The following is an 18698-nucleotide window of genomic DNA, read 5'->3' as shown; positions in this document are numbered from 1 at the left end:
GGACACATCCTGTTGGCGCGGGGAATTGCCGCTGGTATTGACGGAAGCGATGGTTCAAGAAGGGATCACAGACATGTGATCGCCTCTTAATGTCCTCCATCCGTCCGCTGATCCCGCTCCTCATCGCCGCAGGCATCCTGCTCGGCGGCAATGGGCTGCAAAGCACGCTGATCGCGCTGCGCGGCGCGCAGGAAGGTTTTTCGGCTTCCGACATCGGCCTGATGGGCACGTTCTATTTCGCCGGCTTCCTGCTCGGCTGCCTGGCCGTCACCCGCATCCTGAAGGCGGTCGGCCATGTCAGGACCTTCTCGGCGCTGGCCGCGGCCGCCTCGGCCGGCACATTGCTCCTGGTTCTGGTCATCGACCCGGTGATGTGGTGCGCGGTGCGTTTTGCCGGCGGTTTCTGCTTCGCCGGCCTGTTCACGGTGATGGAGGCCTGGCTCAACTCCGGGGTCAGCAACAAGGACCGCGCCCGCGTGCTTGCCATCTACCGCATGGTCGACATCGGCTCGGTCACCGGCGCGCAGTTCCTCATCCCGATCTTCGGAGCGGGCGGCTTCGCCATATTCGCCATCATGTCGATGATGATCACGCTGTCGCTGGTGCCGGTATCGCTGGGCGATCGCTCCAACCCGACGCCGCCGGAAGACGTCAAGCTCGACCTGGCGCGGGTCTGGCGCATCTCGCCGCTCGGCTGTTTCGGCTGCATCGCCGTCGGCGTCACCAACAGCGCGTTCCGCACGCTGTCGCCGGTCTATGCCGAGCAGATCGGCATGTCTGTCGCCGATGTCGTCACCTTCGTCAGCGTCGGTATCTTCGGCGGCGCACTCATCCAATACCCGCTAGGCTATCTCTCCGATCGCTGGGACCGGCGCTCGGTGCTGCTGGCGACGACATGCTGCGCCATGCTGGCAGCGCTGGCGCTTGCGTTCGTGGCGGGAGCCGACCCGTTTCTCAACTTCCTCATCATCTTCATCTTCGGCTGTTTCGCCATGCCGCTCTACTCGCTGTCGGCGGCGCACTCCAACGACCGCGCCGGCGCGGGCGAGTTCGTTCTGATCAACGCCGCCTTGATGCTGTTTTATTCCTTCGGCGCCATTGGCGGCCCTTTCGCCGCATCGACGGCGATGCAGTATTTTGGCCCAAGCGCGCTGTTCGTGTTCAGCGCGCTGGTCTATGCAATCTTCATCACCGTCATCCTCTATCGGATGCGGGCACGATCGGGCGTGCCGGCTGGCAAGCGCAGCCGCTTCACCGCGCTGTTGCGCACCTCGACGGTTTTCGCCCGGCTGGCGAGAAGAAACGGCGATCCGGACGGGCCGGACGGGCCGTGATGCGAGCGCCAACGCTTGACGAAAGCCTTCCCGGCTGAAATCTAGGAAGACCCTACTCCTGCCAAAAGCGATTTGATGCACGTCATCACCACCCAAAAAGAACTCGAGACCGTTCTCGCCGCTTTCGAAAAATCGGATTTCGTCACCGTCGACACCGAATTCATCCGGGAAACGACCTTCTGGCCGATCCTGTGCCTGATCCAGATGGCGGCGCCCGGAATAACGGCGCTGATCGATCCGCTGTCGCCAGACATCGACCTGAAGCCGTTTTTCAGGCTGATGGCCAACGAAGCTGTCGTCAAAGTCTTCCATGCCGCGCGGCAGGACATCGAAATCATCGTCCATCTGGGCGATCTCGTTCCCCATCCGGTGTTCGATACCCAGGTTGCGGCGATGGTCTGCGGGTTCGGCGACAGCGTTTCCTACGATCAGCTCGTGCAGCGCGTCACCGGCGCGCGGCTCGACAAGTCCTCGCGCTTCACCGACTGGCGCCACCGGCCGCTGTCCGAAAAGCAGCTCGACTATGCGCTTGCCGACGTCACCCATCTTATCGAGGTCTACCAGCATCTCAGCGCCGAACTGGAGCGGGAGAACCGCGCCCACTGGCTGAACGAGGAGATGGACGTCCTGACCTCGCGCGAAACCTACGATCCGCACCCCGAGGATGCCTGGAAGCGGCTGAAGATGCGGCTGCGCAAGCCGCAGGAGCTGGCGATCGTGCAGGCCGTGGCGGCATGGCGCGAGCGCGAGGCGCGCGAACGCGACGTACCCCGCGGCCGCGTGCTCAAGGACGACGCCATCTACGAGGTGGCGCAGCAGGCGCCGCGCGACGCGGCCGCGCTGGCCAAGCTGCGCACGATACCGAAGGGCTGGGAGCGCTCCTCGACCGCGGCGGCGCTGCTTGGCGCGGTCAACACCGCACTAGCTCTGCCCAAGGAGCAATTGCCGAAGCTGCCAAAGAGTTTTCAGCCGCCCGAGGGATCGAGCGCCGCCGCGGAGCTGTTGAAGGTGCTGCTCAGGATCGTGGCCGAAAAGCAAGGCGTCGCATCGAAGGTCCTGGCTTCCAGCGACGACATCGACCGCATCGCTGCCGAAGGCGAAGCCGCCGACGTGCCGGCGCTGCAGGGCTGGCGCCGCGCCGTTTTCGGCGAGGCGGCGCTGAAGCTGGTGCGCGGCGAGATCGGCATCAAGTTCGACAAGCGCAAAATAGCGGTGTTCGATTTGTAGGCGGAGCGCCCCAACGAAGGGGAGTACTGCTCAAACCACCCGGAGCAGGTGCAGCGCGAACCAGATCCAGCCCAGCAAAAGAATCACTGCCCCCAGGGAGAAAGACCGGCTGCGCAGGAGCAGATTGTTGCTGGTCAGGTGAACCCAGGCATGAAAATAGCGGGTCGCGACAAAGATCCACATCAGGGCCAAGGTCAGATAGTTGACGCCGTTGGTCAGGTGCAACATCAGGCACAGCACATAGAAAAGCACCGGCAGTTCGAACTGGTTGCTGAGGTTGCTGGCAACTGTCACGCAGGAGGCCGGCTCGGTCGAGCGCGCCTTGTACTGGCTGACTTTGGCTTCGCCCGACTGGATGGCGACATACCTGCGCCGGGCCATGGCGCCATAGACGATGTAGACCAGCAACACGTGCGCCAGAACAGGCCAGAAAATCGATGTCTGGTTCATGAACCCTCCCCGCCCGGTGCCGGGTCAGATCAATTCTGTTTCTGACCCGCCAGCCAGAAGACGGCGATGACGATCACCGGAATTGCGAGCAGCGCGAATTTGGTGACGATCAGCGCCGAGGCGAGACCCAGGGAATCGGGATTGGCCGACAGGAAATCCGACAGAAGGCGGGCCACGGCGATGTTCTGGGCGTAGTTGGCGATCGTGTAGGGCAGCACCAGGATCAGTGCGAAGATCGATTGCATCTGGCCCGGAAGCACGCGGAAATTCCTCAACCGCCTTCCCGCTGCCAGGATCAGGCTGACCAGCGTCACCGACAACAGCGCGGGGAACAGAAGATCGAAGGTCAGATAGTGCCAGACCAGGATGATCTCGCCGCCGCGCCGGCCGAGCGCCGTCAGCCAGGCCATGCCTTCATCCGGCGTGAAGCCAAAAACGCGCATGTCGAGCGACGGCAAACCGCCACTCAACTGGCGGAAATAGAAGAACTCCATGAGCGTCATGGCGATGAAAACCGCCACCGATGCGGTGCAAAGGGCGGCAGCGTGGCGCGATAGCCGCAAGATAGTCGCGGCCAGATTGCGCCAGAACGTGTACTGGTCGGGCCGATCAGGCTCCGCCGGGATAGTTGGGGCTTTCGCGGGTGATCGTGACGTCATGGGCGTGGCTTTCACGAAGTCCGGCGTTGGATATGCGCACAAAGGTGGCGCGTTCGCGGAAATCGGCAAGGTCGCGGCCACCAACATAACCCATAGCGGCTTTCAGGCCGCCTGCAAGCTGGTGCAGCACGCCAGACACAGGTCCTTTGTAGGGGACCTGCCCCTCGATGCCTTCCGGCACCAGTTTCAGCGTGTCGCGAACCTCCGCCTGGAAGTATCGGTCGGCCGAGCCGCGCGCCATGGCGCCGACCGAACCCATGCCGCGATAGGCCTTGAAGGAGCGGCCCTGGTGCAGATAGACCTCGCCCGGGCTTTCGTCGGTGCCGGCAAGCAGCGAGCCGATCATGGCGGCACTGGCGCCGGCGGCAAGCGCCTTGGCCAGATCGCCGGAATATTTGATGCCGCCATCGGCGATCACCGAGGCGCCCGATTTGTGCGCAGTTTCCACCGCCGACATGATGGCCGACAGCTGCGGCACGCCGACGCCGGCGACGATGCGGGTGGTGCAGATGGAGCCGGGGCCGATGCCGACCTTGACGGCATCGGCGCCGGCATCGATCAGCGCCTGGGTGCCCTCGGCGGTGGCGACGTTGCCGGCCAGGATGCGCACCGAATTGGAGAGTTTTTTCGCCCGCGTGACGGCATCGAGGACACGCTGCGAATGGCCATGCGCGGTGTCGATGACCAGAAGGTCGACGCCCGCCTCGATCAGGCGCTCGGCGCGCTCGAAACCGTCGTCGCCGACGCTGGTGGCGGCCGCGGCGCGCAGACGCCCCTGCGCGTCCTTGGTGGCGTGCGGGTTGAGCTGCGATTTCTCGATGTCCTTGACGGTGATCAGCCCCACGCAATTGCCCTGCTTGTCGACGACGACGAGCTTTTCGATGCGGTGCTGATGCAGAAGCCGCTTGGCCTCGTCCTGGTCGACATTCTCCTTGACCGTGATCAGGTTCTCACGGGTCATCAATTCGTAGACCTTCTGCGCCGGATCGGAGGCGAAGCGCACGTCGCGATTGGTCAGGATGCCGACCAGCCGGCCGCTCTTGTGGCCGCCGGAGCCGCCATTCTCGACCACCGGAATACCCGAGATCGAGTAGGTGCGCATCAGCGACAACGCGTCGGCCAGCGTCGCGTCGGGACCGATGGTGACCGGGTTGACCACCATGCCGGATTCGAATTTCTTCACCTGCCGCACCTGCTCGGCCTGCTCGGCCGGCGAGAAATTGCGGTGGATGACGCCGATGCCGCCGGCCTGCGCCATGGCGATGGCAAGCCTTGCCTCCGTGACGGTATCCATGGCCGCCGACAGGATCGGCACGTTGAGGTCGATGTCGCCGGCAATCCGGGTGCGGATGTCGGTCTGGCCGGGCATGACTTCGGAATGGCCGGGCTGCAAAAGCACGTCGTCAAAGGTCAGCGCCAGCGCGCCGGTGGACGTTTCGATGATTTTTGCCATGGCCAGCCCTTTGAATGCGGGAAAAGCGCTGGACCGGGATGGACAGCGCGACTCTCTTCTTCCCTTTCAGGATTGGCGGTGGCTGGTACCACGTCCCGGCACGGAAGAAAAGCCGATCGTTGCGGACGCTTCAGCTTCTATTGCGAACCAAGGAAAGCATCCAGCAAAGCGTGACGCGGCGATGCAAAGGGGTTGACGACGGTTACACCGCCCCAGGTGAAGCCGTCCTGCAGGTCTTCCGACAGAAGCAGCCGGCAACCCGTTTGGGATGCAGCCGAAAGAATGACGGCATCCCAGATGCCGAAGCGATGGTCCGCCGCAAGATCGACAGCCATCGTCATCACCTCCGGCGTCGTCCCAGCAACCGGGAACGCGTCGCGCCAGCTAAGCAGCGCATCCCGAGCCTCCTGGCGCGACCTTCCGGCTTTGCGGACGAGGACATTGAACAGTTCACCCAGCACCTGGACCGGAACAATGGCAGCGTCTTGTGGAACCTTGCGCAGCAGTTCGAGAACGTGGTCGCGTTTGTCTACGTTGTTAACGCCCTCTGCGTAGGCAAGAATGTTGGTGTCGAGCGCGACCCTCACAGGTCATCCTCGTAGAGCTCATCGCGGGTCCAGCGTCCTGCATCGGCAACTGGCTGCCGTTCGAGTCGCGACAGCAATGCCGCGCGCGAGCGGGAGGCCACACCCTCGTGCCTCTCCGCAGGCACGATCCGTGCCACCGGCCGACCATGGCTTGTCACGACGTAGCTCTGGCCCTCGCGTACCTCACGCAGGATGCGAGAAAATCTGCGATTGGCATCGGCTGCCGAAACGGCCTCTTCCATGATCATAACGTCCTGTAGTTATTTTCACTACAATAGGGATAGTGTCCGCTTTTTGCAAGCAATCGTGTATCGCAGCCGCCACCGGAGGTTGCGGTCGCATAAAAGTGACAGCAATTTAACACGACATTGGTGTCCAGCCGTGATAACCGCCCTGCCTGCCGGCAAACTCCCGGTCGGCAACATCTGGAATCAAGCCCGGACGCGTTCCTTTGAACCGAACCATTCCGCTCATATTGGCGGTCGCTCTTTTCATGGAAAACATGGATTCGACCGTCATCGCCACATCGCTGCCGGCGATCGCCCTCGACATCCACACCAGCCCGATCGCGCTCAAGCTGGCGTTGACCTCCTATCTTGTGTCGCTGGCGATCTTCATTCCCATCAGCGGCTGGATGGCGGATCGCTTCGGCGCCAAGAACGTTTTTCGCGCCGCGATCGCGGTGTTCATCGTCGGTTCGGTCGCCTGCGCCGTTTCGGGCTCGCTGCCGGCCTTCGTGGTGTCGCGCTTCCTGCAAGGCATAGGCGGCGCCATGATGACGCCGGTCGGGCGCCTGGTGCTGGTGCGCGCCACGCCCAAGAGCGAACTTGTCGCGGCGATGTCCTGGCTGACCGTGCCGGCATTGGTGGGCCCGCTGGTCGGACCGCCGATCGGCGGCTTCATCACCACCTACTTCACCTGGCACTGGATCTTCCTGATCAATGTGCCGATCGGCCTGATCGGCATCTGGCTGGCCACCCGCTTCCTGCCGGAAACCGAATCGATGGAGACGCCGCCGCTCGATTTCGTCGGCTTCGTGCTGAGCGGGCTGGCGGCGTCCGGCGTCGTGTTCGGCCTGTCAGTGATCAGCTTGCCCTATCTGCCGCCGGCGACCGGCTTCATCACCGTGGGCGTCGGGCTGGTGTCGGGCGCTCTCTACCTCATGCATGCGCGCCGTGCCAGGAACCCCCTGCTGGCGCTCGACTTGTTCCGCAACCAGGTATTCCGCTCCTCCGTGCTTGGCGGCGGACTTTTCCGCATCGGCATCGGCGCCGTGCCGTTCCTGCTGCCGCTGATGTTCCAGATCGGTTTCGGGCTGACGCCGTTCCAGTCCGGCATGATTACCTTCGTCTCCGCGATCGGCGCCATCGGCATGAAATTCGTCACAGCGCTGATCTTCCGCGTCGTCGGCTTTCGTCGCGTGCTGATCGTCGGCTCGCTGGTGGCCGCCGCGTCGATCGCCGTCAACGGCCTGTTCACGCCCGATACGCCCTATCTCTTGATGCTGGCCATGCTGCTGGTGGGCGGCTTCATCCGCTCGATGTTCTTTACCGGCATCAACGCCCTCGCCTACGCCGAGGTTTCAGCCGAGGACACGAGCAAGGCAACACCGATCGCCGCCGTGTTCCAGCAACTGTCGATCGCGCTGGGCGTGGCGGTTGCCGGCGGCATCCTGGAAGTATCGACGGGTATCCACGGCGGCCCGTTGACATTGCCGGACTTCCATACCGCCTTCTTCATCGTCGCGGCAATTTCCGCCGCCGCATCGCTGTCGTTCATGCGGCTGGCGCCCGATGCCGGCAACGCCGTATCGGGCCACGGCCGCATGACCATGCCCAAGCCGCTGGAACCGGTGAGGTCGCCGGGGGAGTGAGACGGTTCAGCCGTCGCCGTCCGCCGGCCCTTCGCCATGGCTCCGTGCGCTCAAGTTCTTCGAGACATCCACTGGACGTTCCGATCCGCCTGATGGCGGACCGGATTCTCGCCCTTTGAAATCCTTCGCCAGTAGATACAGCTCCACCGACTCATCGCGCGACGCAGGCGGCTTGACGTGGTGGACGGACCGGAAATTCTTCTTCAGCATCGAGAGCAGCTCGTTTTCGGCGCCGCCCTGGAACGTCTTGGCCAGGAAGTGGCCGCCCGGCTTCAGCACCGACAGCGCGAAATCGGCGGCCACCTCGCACAGATGCATGGTGCGGATGTGGTCGGTCCGCTTGTGGCCGGTGGTGGGCGCCGCCATGTCGGACAGCACGACATCGGGATCGCCGCCAAGCGCCTCGGCCAGCTTCCGCGGCGCCTCGGGATCGAGGAAATCCATCAACAGCACCGGCGCGCCGGGCACCGCGTCCATCTCGAGATAGTCGATGCCTACGACATGCGGATTTTCCGCGGTCGATTTGGTCCGCGCGGCCGCGACCTGGCACCAGCCGCCGGGGGCCGCACCAAGGTCGATCACCTTCATGCCGGGTTTCAGCAGATGGTGCTTGTCGTCGATCTCGATCAGCTTGTAGGCCGCGCGCGAGCGGTAGCCGTCAGCCTTGGAGCGCTGGACGTAGGGATCGTTGATGTGACGCTGCAGCCAGCGGCGCGACGATTCCTTCAGCCCGCTTTTCTTCTTGATCCGCGTCTTCAGCACGCGAATGCCGGCCGAGCCCGGCTTTTCCGGTTTCTTGGTCATTGGTTGACTTCTTGTCCAAGTTTTCTCGCTTGCCGGGTTGTGGCCGTTTTTCGGCGGCAGCGCGTTTGGCAAACGGCTTCCCCCACTCCGTCGCTGCTTCGCAGCGCCACCTCTCCCCCCTCCGGAGGGAGAGGAAGGGCGCCAAGATTGGCTAGCTCGCGCCAATCCTCTCCCCCGTCGATCGGGGGAGAGGTGTCGAGCGAAGCTCGACGGAGTGGGGGTCGACTGCTCACCGGAGCAACGCTTGCGCCAGCTTGCCCGAGCGTGACTTCTGGACAAACGGAGCCGTTTGTCCGCGAAAACCGGTCGCCACTTTTCGCTGACGCGGTCCTGCGGTTCGGGATCATGTTCTGCCGCGCCCATCGTTGCGCCAGACGCCGTCATCGGCCATCAGCTCGCTCAATATGCCCTCGCGCAAGCCACGGTCGGCAACGCGCAGCCGCTCCGACGGCCACACGGCGCGGATCGCTTCCAGAATGGCGCAGCCGGCCAGCACCAGGTCGGCGCGGTCCGCGCCGATGCAGGGATTGGCGACACGCTGCTGGAAATCCCAGCCGACCAGCTTTTCGACCATGCGGTCGACGCTGTCCCTGTCCATCCACAGGCCGTCGACGCGGCGGCGGTCGTAGCGCTCGAGATCGAGATGGACGCCGGCCAGCGTCGTCACCGTTCCGGAAGTGCCCAGCAGATGAAATTTCGGGCTGGCCTTGAGGTGGCTAAGCCGATCGCGGCCATCGAAGGCGGCGAGCCGGGCGGCGACGTCGTCGACCATGGCGCCAAAAATCTCGCGCGTCACCGTGCGGCCGCCGAAACGCTCGGCCAGCGAGACGACGCCGACCGGCAGCGACGTCCACGACACGATATGGTTGGCGAGTCGCGGTGAGCGGCGGCCGGTGAGATCGATCAGCGCGATTTCGGAGGAGCCGCCGCCGATGTCGAACAGCACGACGCCCTGCGTGTCGCGCTCGACCAGCGAACCGCAGCCGGACACCGCCAGCCGCGCTTCGGTCTGTCGGTCGATGATTTCGAGCTTGAGGCCAGCCTCGCGCTCGACGCGCTCCAGGAACTCGACGCCGTTCGCCGCCGAGCGGCAGGCCTCGGTGGCGATCAGCCGCGCCTTCCTGATCTTGCGGTTGCGCAGTTTCTCGCCGCAGACCTTCAGGGCCTCGACCGCGCGGTCCATCGCCGGTTGGCCGAGGCGGCCGCTGGCCGTGAGCCCCTCGCCCAGTCGCACGATGCGCGAAAAGGCGTCGATGACACGAAACTGGCCATGACGCGCCGGCACGGCGACCAGCAGCCGGCAATTGTTGGTGCCGAGATCGAGCGCGGCAAATACCGGCAATTCCGGCATTGTCGGGCGACGGGCCCCCGGTTCGGGCCGAGCCACCGCGATGGGCGGTGTGGCTATGCCTGCAAGCGCCGCGCCAGCCGCGGCGGCGCGTGCCGTCGGCGCCCCGTTCGCCGCGGGACGGATATCGTCGCGCGCAAAAACCTTGCGCCCGCGCCGGCGTTTGCGCCTTTTCTTGGCCTTGCCCTTTTGATGGTGGTTCGCGTCGCTCGCCTGCCCGTCGGCGGAGCGTGGCTCCGTCGGGCGGCGTTGCTGCCATTTGGCGGTCCCCGGGCCTGACGGCCCCGGGGAAGCGCTGGACGCGCCCACCTCCGGCGCGCCGGCGCCGGTGTCGCGGTCTTCCACTGTCGTTCCTTCCGGCGCCGCGCGAACCGGCGAACGGACGCAGCAGGCGCTTCTTTGTTTCAAGTTGCCGCCAGACTAGCAGCGCCGGCCCGGATCACCAAGTGCCGCGTGGCACGAATTTTGCCGGCTGTCCGCAAACCGCCTGCTGCCGCGTCTTACGCAAAGTGGGGGTAAACAGCGACTTTCAGCACAAATGCATGCGGAGACGGTCGCATGGCCGGGCCGATATTCCCGCTCGGCTGTCGATTTTCCGCCTCTCGACGACGATAACGATTGCGGCTTGCCATGGCGGCAAGGGCCGGCGGTTGAATAGCCGGCTTCGATGAGGCATCTCTGAAATAGAGGGGGCAAAGCGATCGGAATCGCCGACCGCTTTCCCGCAATGACAGCGAAGACAACGGGCCCGCAACGCATGGCAGTCAGGCAATGAACTGGAGACGCTATTTCTGGCCGGTCGTCGGCATCGGGGCGGTGATTTTCTCGCTCCTGCTGCTCTGGCACGAATTGCGCGGCATTTCGCTGGATGATGTCTGGGACGGCATTGCGGCGATCCCGGCGCGCGGCTGGATCCTCGCGGGGCTGAGCTCGGTTGTCGCCTATGCCTCGCTCGCCGGCTACGACCACATCGCGCTCCTGCATATCGGCAAACGCGTGTCGTGGCTGTTCGTCACGCTGTGCTCCTTCACCACCTACGCGCTGTCGCACAATATCGGCGGCTCGGTGTTTTCGGGCGCCGTCATCCGTTATCGCGCCTATGGCACGAGGGGATTGAGCGGACAGGACGTCGGCGTGCTGGTGGCGATCTGCTGGATTACCTTCGTGCTGTCGACGGTACTTGCCTCCGGCCTCGTTCTGGTGCTCGAACCGCAGATCATCGACCGCTTCTCCGGCATAGCCCATCACGGCCTGTCGCGGGCTGCGGGCATCGTCATGCTTGCCGTCGTCGCCGCCTATATCTTCGGCAGCTGGCTGCATCTGCGGCCGCTGAAGATCGGCAGCTTCCAGATTCACTATCCGGCCCTGCCGATCGTGGCGCGGCAATTGCTGATCGGCCCGATCGAACTCCTGGCGGCGGCCGCGATCATCTTCTTTGCCCTGCCCGAGGCCCATAACCCCGGCTATTTCGTCGTGCTCGGCGTGTTCCTCGTCTCCTTCTCGATCGCGCAGATCTCGCACGCGCCGGGCGGGCTGGGCGTGTTCGAGGTGGTGTTCCTGGCCGGGCTCTCCGACATGGACCCCGTGGGCGTGCTGGCGGCCCTGCTGGTATTCCGGCTGTTTTATCTCATCGTCCCGCTGTTTCTGGGCCTGGGCATCGTGCTCTATTTCGAGCGCTCCCAGTTCGGGCGGACAGGCAATTGAAAGCCGCGCCGAAACATCACAATTGAAACACCGGCAGGCTTGACTATTTTCTGCTGGCGGCTACAAGGCAGCGCTCACAGCGGTTCGCCCGCTCGGCCCGCGCGGTTCATGACCTCGCCTGCTGGGGAATAGGTTAACGGTAGACCCACGGACTCTGACTCCGTTAGTCCTGGTTCGAATCCAGGTTCCCCAGCCAGCTTCACTCCCACCGTCCGCACCAGACCAACCAGCCTGATCCGCCGTCTCGCGATCGAACAGGCAGCCCGATCATCACGGGTTGAAATATCGGGGCGGCCTCTTACCTCGGTGAAGGGCGGGCGAACAATCCAGCAGATCGGAGAGCGGTTTTGGCGTCTCGCGGGATTCGACTACCGGCTATCCTGTTTCTTCTCACCGGCACGGGCGCGCTCTGGTCCTGCGTCGTTCCCGACGATACGTCCAAGCTTGCGAAAGAGGATCCCACGACGGCTGCCGCCCAAAAGGAAATGGTCGGCCTCAGCGAAGCGGATCTGCGAATGTGTGCGGGATTCCCCACCGCCACCGCCGACGAAGGAGCATCGGGGCAAATCTGGAGCTACGAGCGCGCGGTGCAGCGGGGCAATGTCAATGTCGTGCTTCCTACCTTCGCGGTAGGCCCCATCCCTTCCGTCGGCGGGTCGTTGAATGTCGCTCCGGGAGGTTATTGCAACACACAGGTTCGCATCGTCGATGGCCGTGTGGCTGAGGTCGCCTATGCGGGCGATAACAACCTTCCAAACCGCCGCGATGGGCTGTGTGTCAGCGCCGTCGACGCATGCGTCGTCTATGCCCGCAAACAAAACAAGGGCAGGCCTGGCAGTTAATGGCGTTCGACACCGGTGCGGGTGAGCCCGGCGTTGCCATAGGCGCTGCACGGGCTGGTGGAATGCCTGACACGGCGCGGCGAAGCGAGGCGTTGCCGGCGCTGCAAGCAAGGTTGGCCAAGACGGATGTACCAATCAGCTCGTCATGCCTGTGCAGGACGAGCGTGCAGCCGGCGCCGAGTTCTTGCCGTTAAGTCTATCATCACATGCATCCGCGCGACCGCCGGACGTCCCGATCCGTATTCCTCATACTGGCGGTCGGTGATCGCGGCTCAAATGCAGGGGGGAATGGAACCAGATCGGCCCTGCAACGTCATAGAAGCAGGTGCTCATGCAGGAGTGTGACGTCGATGACCAGGCTCCTTCTCGTCGCGGCTGTCGTGCTCGCCATGGCATGTGACGTATCGGCGGCGGCAAAGCTGGACGTCGCAGCCGTCAACAACGCGCAATTCGACGACAGCGAAGCAAAAGGCGTCAGTGCGACCGTGCTGAAGGCACAGATCCTTCTGGATCGCGCGCGCTTCTCGCCGGGCCTGATCGACGGCCGCGCAGCAGAGAACTTCGCCAAGGCGGTCCGGGCGTTTCAGGCAGCCAACGGGCTGCCCGCCGATGGTAAGCTCACCCGCCAGACCTGGGACAAGCTGGTCGCGACCTCCCCGAGCCCGGCGCTCGAGACGTACGAGCTGACGCGCAAGGATGTGCGCGGACCGTTTACCAGGCGAATTCCGGCGCGCATGGAGAAAATGGCCCGCCTGCGCAGGCTCGGCTACCACAACGCGGCGGAAAAAATAGCGGAGCGCTTCCACGTCAGCCAACAGTTGCTTCAACGGCTCAACCCTGGCGTCGGCTTCAGGAAGGCCGGGCAAAAGGTGCTGGTGCCTGCCGTCACCCGAGGCGATCCGCCCGCGGGTGTTGCTGAGGTCGAGGTCGACAAGGGCGCGCGCCAGCTTCGCGTGCTCGACCCGTCCGGCAAAGTGCTTGCGGTGTACCCCGCCTCGATCGGCAGCCAGGAGAAGCCGGCGCCGAGCGGCCAGGCAGAGGTCAAACGCGTGGTGCACAACCCCACCTATCACTACGATCCCGACTTCGCCTTCAAGGGGGTCAGGACCAAGCGCCCCTTCACGATCGCCGCCGGGCCAAACAATCCGGTGGGATCGGTGTGGATTGATTTGTCCATCGAAAGTTACGGCATTCACGGGACTCCGGACCCGAGCAAGATCGGGAAAACCTTCTCGCATGGCTGCATCAGGCTGACCAATTGGGACGCCGAAGACCTCGCCTCCGAAGTGCACGAGGGCACGAAGGTCATCTTCACCGGCGAAGCGGTGGGATCGATCGACCAGGGATCGCCGTAGAGGCAACCGGGGGACTCACTTTCACTTGGCTGCTGCCATTGAGGCGCTGCCGGCCTTGGCCGTTAGCCGGCCGGCGCCTCAGTTTACTGCGAAGTTACCCCAGCCACTTCTCATAGTCGGACACCAGCAGGTGCAGCGGGGCGACGTCCTCGTCGATGTTGGAGAAGCGGCCGATCGGCTCGCGAAACACATTGTCGGTGAGATCGTCATTGACGGTCGACACCTCGCCGATCAGCACGTCCTTGCCTTCGGCCCAGAAGGCATGCCAGACGCCGGGCAGCAGCGTGACGCTCTGGCCCGGATCGAGCTTCAGCAGCCCGCCCGCCGGCAACCGATGGATGGTTCCGTCGACAGGCACCGACACCTCGGCCTTGGGATCGATGCCGCCGTCGCGATCGTGCATGAACAGTTCCAGCACCAGCTTGCCGCCGCCACGGTTGATGATGTCCTCGGCCTTGATGTTGTGGCGGTGCATCGGCGACAGCTGGTCCTTGCGCGAGATCATGATCTTCTCGGCATAGAGCATGCCCATGCCCTTCTTCATGTCCTCGTAGCGGCCGTTGCGCACTGTGAACAGGAACAGGCCGAGCTCCTTGAATTTTTCCTGGCCGTAATCGGTGATGTCCCAGCCGAGCCGCGAGGTGAAAATGGCCGAGGAATCGATCTGGCGCGCCTTCATCTCTTCCGGCGACCAGTAGGCGAAGGGCGGCATGATGTAGCCGAACGAGCGGATGAAAGCGTCGGCTTCGCGGATGATGTCGTTGATGGCGGAGCGTTTCATGATCGTGGTCCTCGTGTCGACTTCTCCGACAAATCGCATAGCCGAACGACGATGCGGTGTCGATCCGTATTGCCTCGCCCCGGCTTGCAGCGCGGACGCATGGAACCACGGATCCGCCCGGCTGGCCGCGTGACATAAGGCGCTTTCAGGGCCATAACCCCTGCGGATTCCACAGGGTGACAGATGATGCCGACCATTCACGACCTCGATACGCCATCGATCCTGATCGACGCCGCGCGCGCCGAAGCCAATATTGCCCGCGCGCAGGCGCATGCCGACCGCCACGGGTTGAAGCTCAGGCCGCACATCAAGACGCATAAGCTGCCCTATTGGGCGAAGAAGCAGGTGGCGGCGGGCGCGGTCGGCATCACCTGCCAGAAGATCGGCGAGGCCGAGGTGATGGCCGATGCCGGGCTGACCGACATTTTTCTCCCCTACAACATCCTTGGCCGCGCCAAGCTGGAGCGGCTGAAGGCGCTGCATGGGCGCGTCACCCTATCGGTGACGGCGGACAGCGTGGAGACGATCGAAGGCTTGGCCGCCACCTTCACCGATGCCGGCCATCCCCTGCCGGTGCTGGTCGAATGCGACACCGGCATGGGGCGCTGCGGCGTGCAGACGGCCGGTGAAGCGGTTGGCCTGGCAAGACAGATCGAGACGGCAAAGGGCCTCGCCCTCGGCGGGTTGATGACCTATCCGGCCGCGGGCCGTGCGGGGGAGGCCGAGGCCTGGCTCGCCGGCGCCAGGCAGGCGCTGGCCGCCTGCGGTCTCGCCTGCGCGCGCATCTCCAGCGGCGGCACGCCCGACATGTGGCGCTCGGGCGAAGACAGCGTCGTCACGGAATACCGCCCCGGCACCTACATCTATCTCGACCGCTACCAGGTCGCCAAGGGCGTCGGCAGCCTCGACGATTGCGCGCTGAGCGTACTGTCGACCGTGGTCAGCCATCCGACGCGGACGCGTGCCATTCTCGACGCCGGCAGCAAGGCGCTGTCGAGCGATACGCTGGGGCTCGCCGATTTCGGCGAGTTGCTCGGCGTTGCGGGAGCACGGGTGACGGGCCTGAGCGAGGAACACGGCACGGTCACGCTCTCAGGCGATGGCAAGCTTCGCATCGGCGAGCGCGTGCGCGTGGTGCCCGACCATTGCTGCGTCGTCACCAACCTGTTCAATGAGGTCAATTTGATCGACGGCGAGACGGTGCTGGAAACCCTGCCGGTGGCCGCACGTGGGCGGATGGGATGACTTCTTTGGCCAGGCGCGGGTGATTCAAGCCGGCTGACGCTCAGCCTGCCGGGCCGCGACCCTGCGCATCGCAATCACCCGCCGCCGGTGGATTTCGGTACGCATCGCCATCAGGTGCAGCGCGAAGAACAGCACCGTGAACCCGATGGCCATCACCAGCAGCGGCCATAGCATCGAGGGGTCGATGGTCGATCCGCCCATGCGGAACACCGAGGCCGGCTGATGCAGCGTGTTCCACCAATCGACCGAGAATTTTATGATCGGGATGTTGATGAAGCCGACCAGCGTAATGATGGCGGCGGCCCAGGCGGCGCGGCCGGCATCATCGAGCGCGCGGGTCAGCGCGATGATGCCGAGATACATCAGGAACAGCACGAAAACCGAAGTCAGCCGCGCGTCCCACACCCACCAGGTGCCCCACATCGGCTTGCCCCAGATCGAACCGGTGACCAGCGCCAGCGCGGTGAAGACGGCACCTATGGGGGCCGCCGATTTCAGTGCGACATCGGCCAGCGGATGGCGCCAGACCAATGTGCCGAGCGCCGAGAGCGCCATCAGCGTGTAGCACATCATGGCCAACCAGGCGAAAGGCACATGGATGTACATGATGCGGACGGTGATGCCTTGCTGGAAGTCCTCGGGCGCGGTGAAGCTCATATAGAGGCCGGCGGCAAGGGTCAGCGCCGCAATCGTCGCCAGCCACGGCACCACCCGGTCGGCAAGCGCCACGAACCGTGTCGGGTTGGCAAGATCGGTCCAGCCGCTCAGGCGTGAAGTGCTGTCGCTCATGCCGCTTTAAATAGCCCGGCTATGCGTCTGGGGCAATCGAGGGAGTGTCGCAGGCCTTGTCACCTCCCCTTGGGGAGGGTCGCTGCGAAGCAGCGGGGTGAGGACGGCGGCGCTCCCCGACCGGACCTTCGGTCCGACCTCCCACGGGGGGAGGTAAAAGAACCCGCTCAGGCGGCCTCGCCCTGTATCGAGCGGCTGAGGCGGCGGACCTCTTCGTCGTTGAGCAGGCCGCCGGCGCGCAGCAGGCTGGCGAAACGGCCGTTGCGCAGCGACAGCTCGGCGAAGCCACCCATTTCGACCACCCTGCCCTTGTCCATGAACACGACCAGATCGGCGTCGCGGACGGTGGTCAGGCGGTGGGCGATGATGAAGGTGGTGCGGTCGCGGCGCAATTCGTCGATCGCTTCCTTGACGCGGTCCTCTGTCTCGACGTCGAGCGCGCTGGTCGCCTCATCCAGTACCAGGATCGGAGCATCCTTCAGCACGGCGCGGGCAATAGCAATGCGCTGGCGCTCGCCGCCAGACAACTGGCCGCCACGTTCGCCGACCACCGTGTCGTAGCCATTGCTCTTGGCCAGGATAAAGTCCTGTGCGGCAGCCGCATTGGCGGCGGCATGGATCTCGTCGTTGGTCGCATCAGAGCGGCCGACGCGGATGTTGTCCTCGATCGAGCGGTTGAGCAGGCCCGCATCCTGGAACACGGTGGCGATCGAATGGCGCAGCGACTTGCGGGTCACGGTGCGGGTATCGATGCCGTCGATCAGGATACGGCCGGTGGACGGCGAGAAGACGCGCTGCAACAAATTGATGAGCGTGGTCTTGCCGGCGCCGGTCGGCCCAACGATGGCTACGGTCTGGCCCGCCTGGACCTCGAAGGAGACGTCGTGGATGCCCTGCCCCGAATTGGCGAATTCGAAGCCGACATTCTCGAAGCGGACATGGCCGGTGACGTTCGTGAGATCGCGCAGCCCGTCCGGTTCGGCGGCGTCGGCCGCCGAGTCCTCGAGATGGTAGAAATCCTCGAGCTTGGCGCGGGCCTCCGAAATCTGGTTGGCGAATGCCGACATCTGGTCGAGACGGGCGATCAGCAGCGTTGCAAAACCGGTGAAGGCGATGACGTCGCCGATGCGCAGCTGGCCGTGGGTGACCAGATAGGCGCCGATCAAAAGCACCACCATCATCGAAATCGTCGACGACAGGCGATGCAGCGCATTGGCCATGGCCCACCAGTCGAGCACAGGGTTCTGCGCATCGAGCAGGTTCTTGACGTAGCGGCGCAGCGTATCGGCCTCATGGCCGAGGCGGTTGTAGCTCTGCAAAACGGCGACGTTGCTGACCGAGTCCGTCACATGGGCGAATACGGTATGATAGTGGCGCTCCACGGCGGCCTGGCCCGCCTTGGTCCGCTTCATCACCAGCCGGCCGATGCCGACATAGAGCACGCCGAGAGCCAGCAGCACCATCGACATGCGCACGTCCATGCTGAGCGCGGTCGGGATCAACAGGAACAGCGCGACGGCGGTGGACAGATGCTGGCGCATGAATTCGAGCCAGAGGCTGAACAAGGTCTCCACGGCACGCAGCAGCGTGTGCAGCGAATTGGACGTGCCGCGCTGATGATGCCAGGCGAGCGGCATGGTGATGACGCGCTCGAAGGAGTCGCAGAGCACTTCGCTGCGCCGGGCGTGGGCGAAGCGGTCGGCGCCGCGCGCCACAAGAACGAACGCGATGATGTTGAAGGCGCCGAGGCCGGCCCAGAGGGCGAGCGTCGAAAAGACGGAGCCGTGTGCGGAAATCGCGTCGATCACGCGACCGAACATGATCGGCTCCAGGATGGCGATGATGGCCAGCGCGACATTGGCTGAGCAGATCAGCGCCACGCGTTTCCTGTCAGCTGCCAAATAACCGAGCGCTCGCCAGTAGATTTGCAGAAGGGACACTTCAGCTACTCCGCCAAAACATTTATTGTGCACCGCACCATTTCTTGACACGTATCGGTTAACGCGTCGCAAAACAATGCCCGTCTATCCCTTCCGTTCCCGTTTAGCGAACAAAAGATGACGACGATGCGAAATCTCACGTGATCACCTAACGGGTTGAGATAAAAGGTGAAATGTCAGCCTTGCGGCAAAATCATGGCAGCCGCTGAGCGCTGCCACATTTTTAATCACGGCGATCTTGCCCGGCATGGCCCGACCGGGTGCGCCGGCTGCCGAAGCGGAGATCTGCAAATAGACAAAAGACTAT

Annotated in this window: 17 protein-coding genes and 1 tRNA gene; 8 read left to right on the top strand and 10 right to left on the bottom strand. The window is 64.1% G+C overall.

The annotated features are described in order from the left end of the window. Window positions 1-89 precede the first annotated feature (89 nt). Together FJ428_RS26455 and rnd are read left to right on the top strand one after the other, a co-directional pair. Entirely contained in the window at window positions 90-1334 is a 1245-nt protein-coding gene (locus FJ428_RS26455) for an MFS transporter (protein ID WP_140880494.1), read from the top strand. Window positions 1335-1409: 75 nt separating this feature from the next. Beyond that, entirely contained in the window at window positions 1410-2561 is a 1152-nt protein-coding gene (gene rnd, locus FJ428_RS26450) for a ribonuclease D (protein WP_140565168.1), read from the top strand. A 30-nt stretch (window positions 2562-2591) separates the two neighbouring features. On the opposite strand, the gene FJ428_RS26445 is transcribed toward rnd, so the two are convergent. From FJ428_RS26445 to FJ428_RS26425, 5 genes are all read right to left on the bottom strand, one after another. Further along, window positions 2592-3011 (bottom strand): MAPEG family protein, encoded by a 420-nt coding sequence (locus FJ428_RS26445; protein WP_140656143.1) that lies wholly within the window; start codon window positions 3009-3011, stop codon window positions 2592-2594. 29 nt (window positions 3012-3040) lie between these two features. Continuing rightward, the gene (locus tag FJ428_RS26440) at window positions 3041-3670 is read right to left on the bottom strand and encodes a hypothetical protein (protein WP_140685756.1); all 630 of its coding nucleotides are present in this window, start codon (window positions 3668-3670) and stop codon (window positions 3041-3043) included. Next, entirely contained in the window at window positions 3621-5123 is a 1503-nt protein-coding gene (gene guaB / locus FJ428_RS26435) for an IMP dehydrogenase (protein WP_140494114.1), read from the bottom strand. The genes FJ428_RS26440 and guaB overlap by 50 nt, the downstream gene beginning before the upstream one ends. Before the next feature lie 137 nt (window positions 5124-5260). Next, window positions 5261-5710 (bottom strand): PIN domain-containing protein, encoded by a 450-nt coding sequence (locus tag FJ428_RS26430; protein WP_140515645.1) that lies wholly within the window; start codon window positions 5708-5710, stop codon window positions 5261-5263. Beyond that, a complete protein-coding gene (locus FJ428_RS26425) occupies window positions 5707-5952 on the bottom strand; it encodes a type II toxin-antitoxin system prevent-host-death family antitoxin (protein ID WP_140521745.1) in 246 nt (81 codons plus the stop codon). Before FJ428_RS26425 ends, FJ428_RS26430 begins: the two co-directional genes overlap by 4 nt. A gap of 209 nt (window positions 5953-6161) precedes the next feature. Between FJ428_RS26425 and FJ428_RS26420 the strand changes: the two genes are divergently transcribed. Then, on the top strand, window positions 6162-7583 hold the full coding sequence (locus tag FJ428_RS26420) for an MFS transporter (protein ID WP_140880493.1): 1422 nt from the start codon (window positions 6162-6164) through the stop codon (window positions 7581-7583). A gap of 6 nt (window positions 7584-7589) precedes the next feature. On the opposite strand, the gene FJ428_RS26415 is transcribed toward FJ428_RS26420, so the two are convergent. Together FJ428_RS26415 and FJ428_RS26405 are read right to left on the bottom strand one after the other, a co-directional pair. Next, a complete protein-coding gene (locus tag FJ428_RS26415; protein ID WP_140494122.1) occupies window positions 7590-8387 on the bottom strand; it encodes an RlmE family RNA methyltransferase in 798 nt (265 codons plus the stop codon). 343 nt (window positions 8388-8730) lie between these two features. Next, on the bottom strand, window positions 8731-10080 hold the full coding sequence (locus FJ428_RS26405) for a Ppx/GppA phosphatase family protein (RefSeq protein ID WP_140880492.1): 1350 nt from the start codon (window positions 10078-10080) through the stop codon (window positions 8731-8733). Window positions 10081-10506: 426 nt separating this feature from the next. Between FJ428_RS26405 and FJ428_RS26400 the strand changes: the two genes are divergently transcribed. From FJ428_RS26400 to FJ428_RS26385, 4 genes are all read left to right on the top strand, one after another. Then, window positions 10507-11439, top strand: coding sequence for a lysylphosphatidylglycerol synthase domain-containing protein (locus FJ428_RS26400; protein ID WP_140880491.1), 933 nt, complete (start codon window positions 10507-10509; stop codon window positions 11437-11439). 122 nt (window positions 11440-11561) lie between these two features. Beyond that, a tRNA-Gln gene (locus FJ428_RS26395) sits at window positions 11562-11635 on the top strand. Window positions 11636-11786: 151 nt separating this feature from the next. Then, window positions 11787-12281: a hypothetical protein gene (locus FJ428_RS26390; RefSeq protein ID WP_224519168.1), complete on the top strand. Its 495-nt coding sequence runs from the start codon at window positions 11787-11789 to the stop codon at window positions 12279-12281. A 350-nt stretch (window positions 12282-12631) separates the two neighbouring features. Then, a complete protein-coding gene (locus tag FJ428_RS26385; RefSeq protein ID WP_140673368.1) occupies window positions 12632-13636 on the top strand; it encodes a L,D-transpeptidase in 1005 nt (334 codons plus the stop codon). Window positions 13637-13730: 94 nt separating this feature from the next. On the opposite strand, the gene FJ428_RS26380 is transcribed toward FJ428_RS26385, so the two are convergent. Then, window positions 13731-14417: a D-lyxose/D-mannose family sugar isomerase gene (locus tag FJ428_RS26380; RefSeq protein ID WP_140515633.1), complete on the bottom strand. Its 687-nt coding sequence runs from the start codon at window positions 14415-14417 to the stop codon at window positions 13731-13733. 186 nt (window positions 14418-14603) lie between these two features. On the opposite strand from FJ428_RS26380, the gene FJ428_RS26375 reads away from it, so the two are divergent. Then, window positions 14604-15662 (top strand): D-TA family PLP-dependent enzyme, encoded by a 1059-nt coding sequence (locus tag FJ428_RS26375; RefSeq protein ID WP_181167401.1) that lies wholly within the window; start codon window positions 14604-14606, stop codon window positions 15660-15662. Window positions 15663-15686: 24 nt separating this feature from the next. On the opposite strand, the gene FJ428_RS26370 is transcribed toward FJ428_RS26375, so the two are convergent. After that, window positions 15687-16451 (bottom strand): heme ABC transporter permease, encoded by a 765-nt coding sequence (locus tag FJ428_RS26370; protein ID WP_140521733.1) that lies wholly within the window; start codon window positions 16449-16451, stop codon window positions 15687-15689. Window positions 16452-16618: 167 nt separating this feature from the next. Further along, window positions 16619-18391, bottom strand: coding sequence for a glucan ABC transporter ATP-binding protein/ permease (locus FJ428_RS26365; RefSeq protein ID WP_140494133.1), 1773 nt, complete (start codon window positions 18389-18391; stop codon window positions 16619-16621). Window positions 18392-18698: the final 307 nt, after the last annotated feature.

This window comes from Mesorhizobium sp. B2-8-1, assembly GCF_006440955.1.
GTDB lineage: Bacteria > Pseudomonadota > Alphaproteobacteria > Rhizobiales > Rhizobiaceae > Mesorhizobium.
This window is presented reverse-complemented; position numbering and strand designations above follow the sequence as displayed.

Bases quoted from the DNA above. Each gene is read 5' to 3' on its own strand.
- FJ428_RS26455 (WP_140880494.1), top strand. From the start codon at position 90: ATGTCCTCCATCCGTCCGCTGATCCCGCTCCTCATCGCCGCAGGCATC.
- rnd (WP_140565168.1), top strand. From the start codon at position 1,410: ATGCACGTCATCACCACCCAAAAAGAACTCGAGACCGTTCTCGCCGCT.
- FJ428_RS26445 (WP_140656143.1), bottom strand. From the start codon at position 3,011: ATGAACCAGACATCGATTTTCTGGCCTGTTCTGGCGCACGTGTTGCTG.
- FJ428_RS26440 (WP_140685756.1), bottom strand. From the start codon at position 3,670: ATGACGTCACGATCACCCGCGAAAGCCCCAACTATCCCGGCGGAGCCT.
- guaB (WP_140494114.1), bottom strand. From the start codon at position 5,123: ATGGCAAAAATCATCGAAACGTCCACCGGCGCGCTGGCGCTGACCTTT.
- FJ428_RS26425 (WP_140521745.1), bottom strand. From the start codon at position 5,952: ATGGAAGAGGCCGTTTCGGCAGCCGATGCCAATCGCAGATTTTCTCGC.
- FJ428_RS26415 (WP_140494122.1), bottom strand. From the start codon at position 8,387: ATGACCAAGAAACCGGAAAAGCCGGGCTCGGCCGGCATTCGCGTGCTG.
- FJ428_RS26400 (WP_140880491.1), top strand. From the start codon at position 10,507: ATGAACTGGAGACGCTATTTCTGGCCGGTCGTCGGCATCGGGGCGGTG.
- FJ428_RS26385 (WP_140673368.1), top strand. From the start codon at position 12,632: ATGACCAGGCTCCTTCTCGTCGCGGCTGTCGTGCTCGCCATGGCATGT.
- FJ428_RS26380 (WP_140515633.1), bottom strand. From the start codon at position 14,417: ATGAAACGCTCCGCCATCAACGACATCATCCGCGAAGCCGACGCTTTC.
- FJ428_RS26375 (WP_181167401.1), top strand. From the start codon at position 14,604: ATGCCGACCATTCACGACCTCGATACGCCATCGATCCTGATCGACGCC.
- FJ428_RS26370 (WP_140521733.1), bottom strand. From the start codon at position 16,451: ATGAGCGACAGCACTTCACGCCTGAGCGGCTGGACCGATCTTGCCAAC.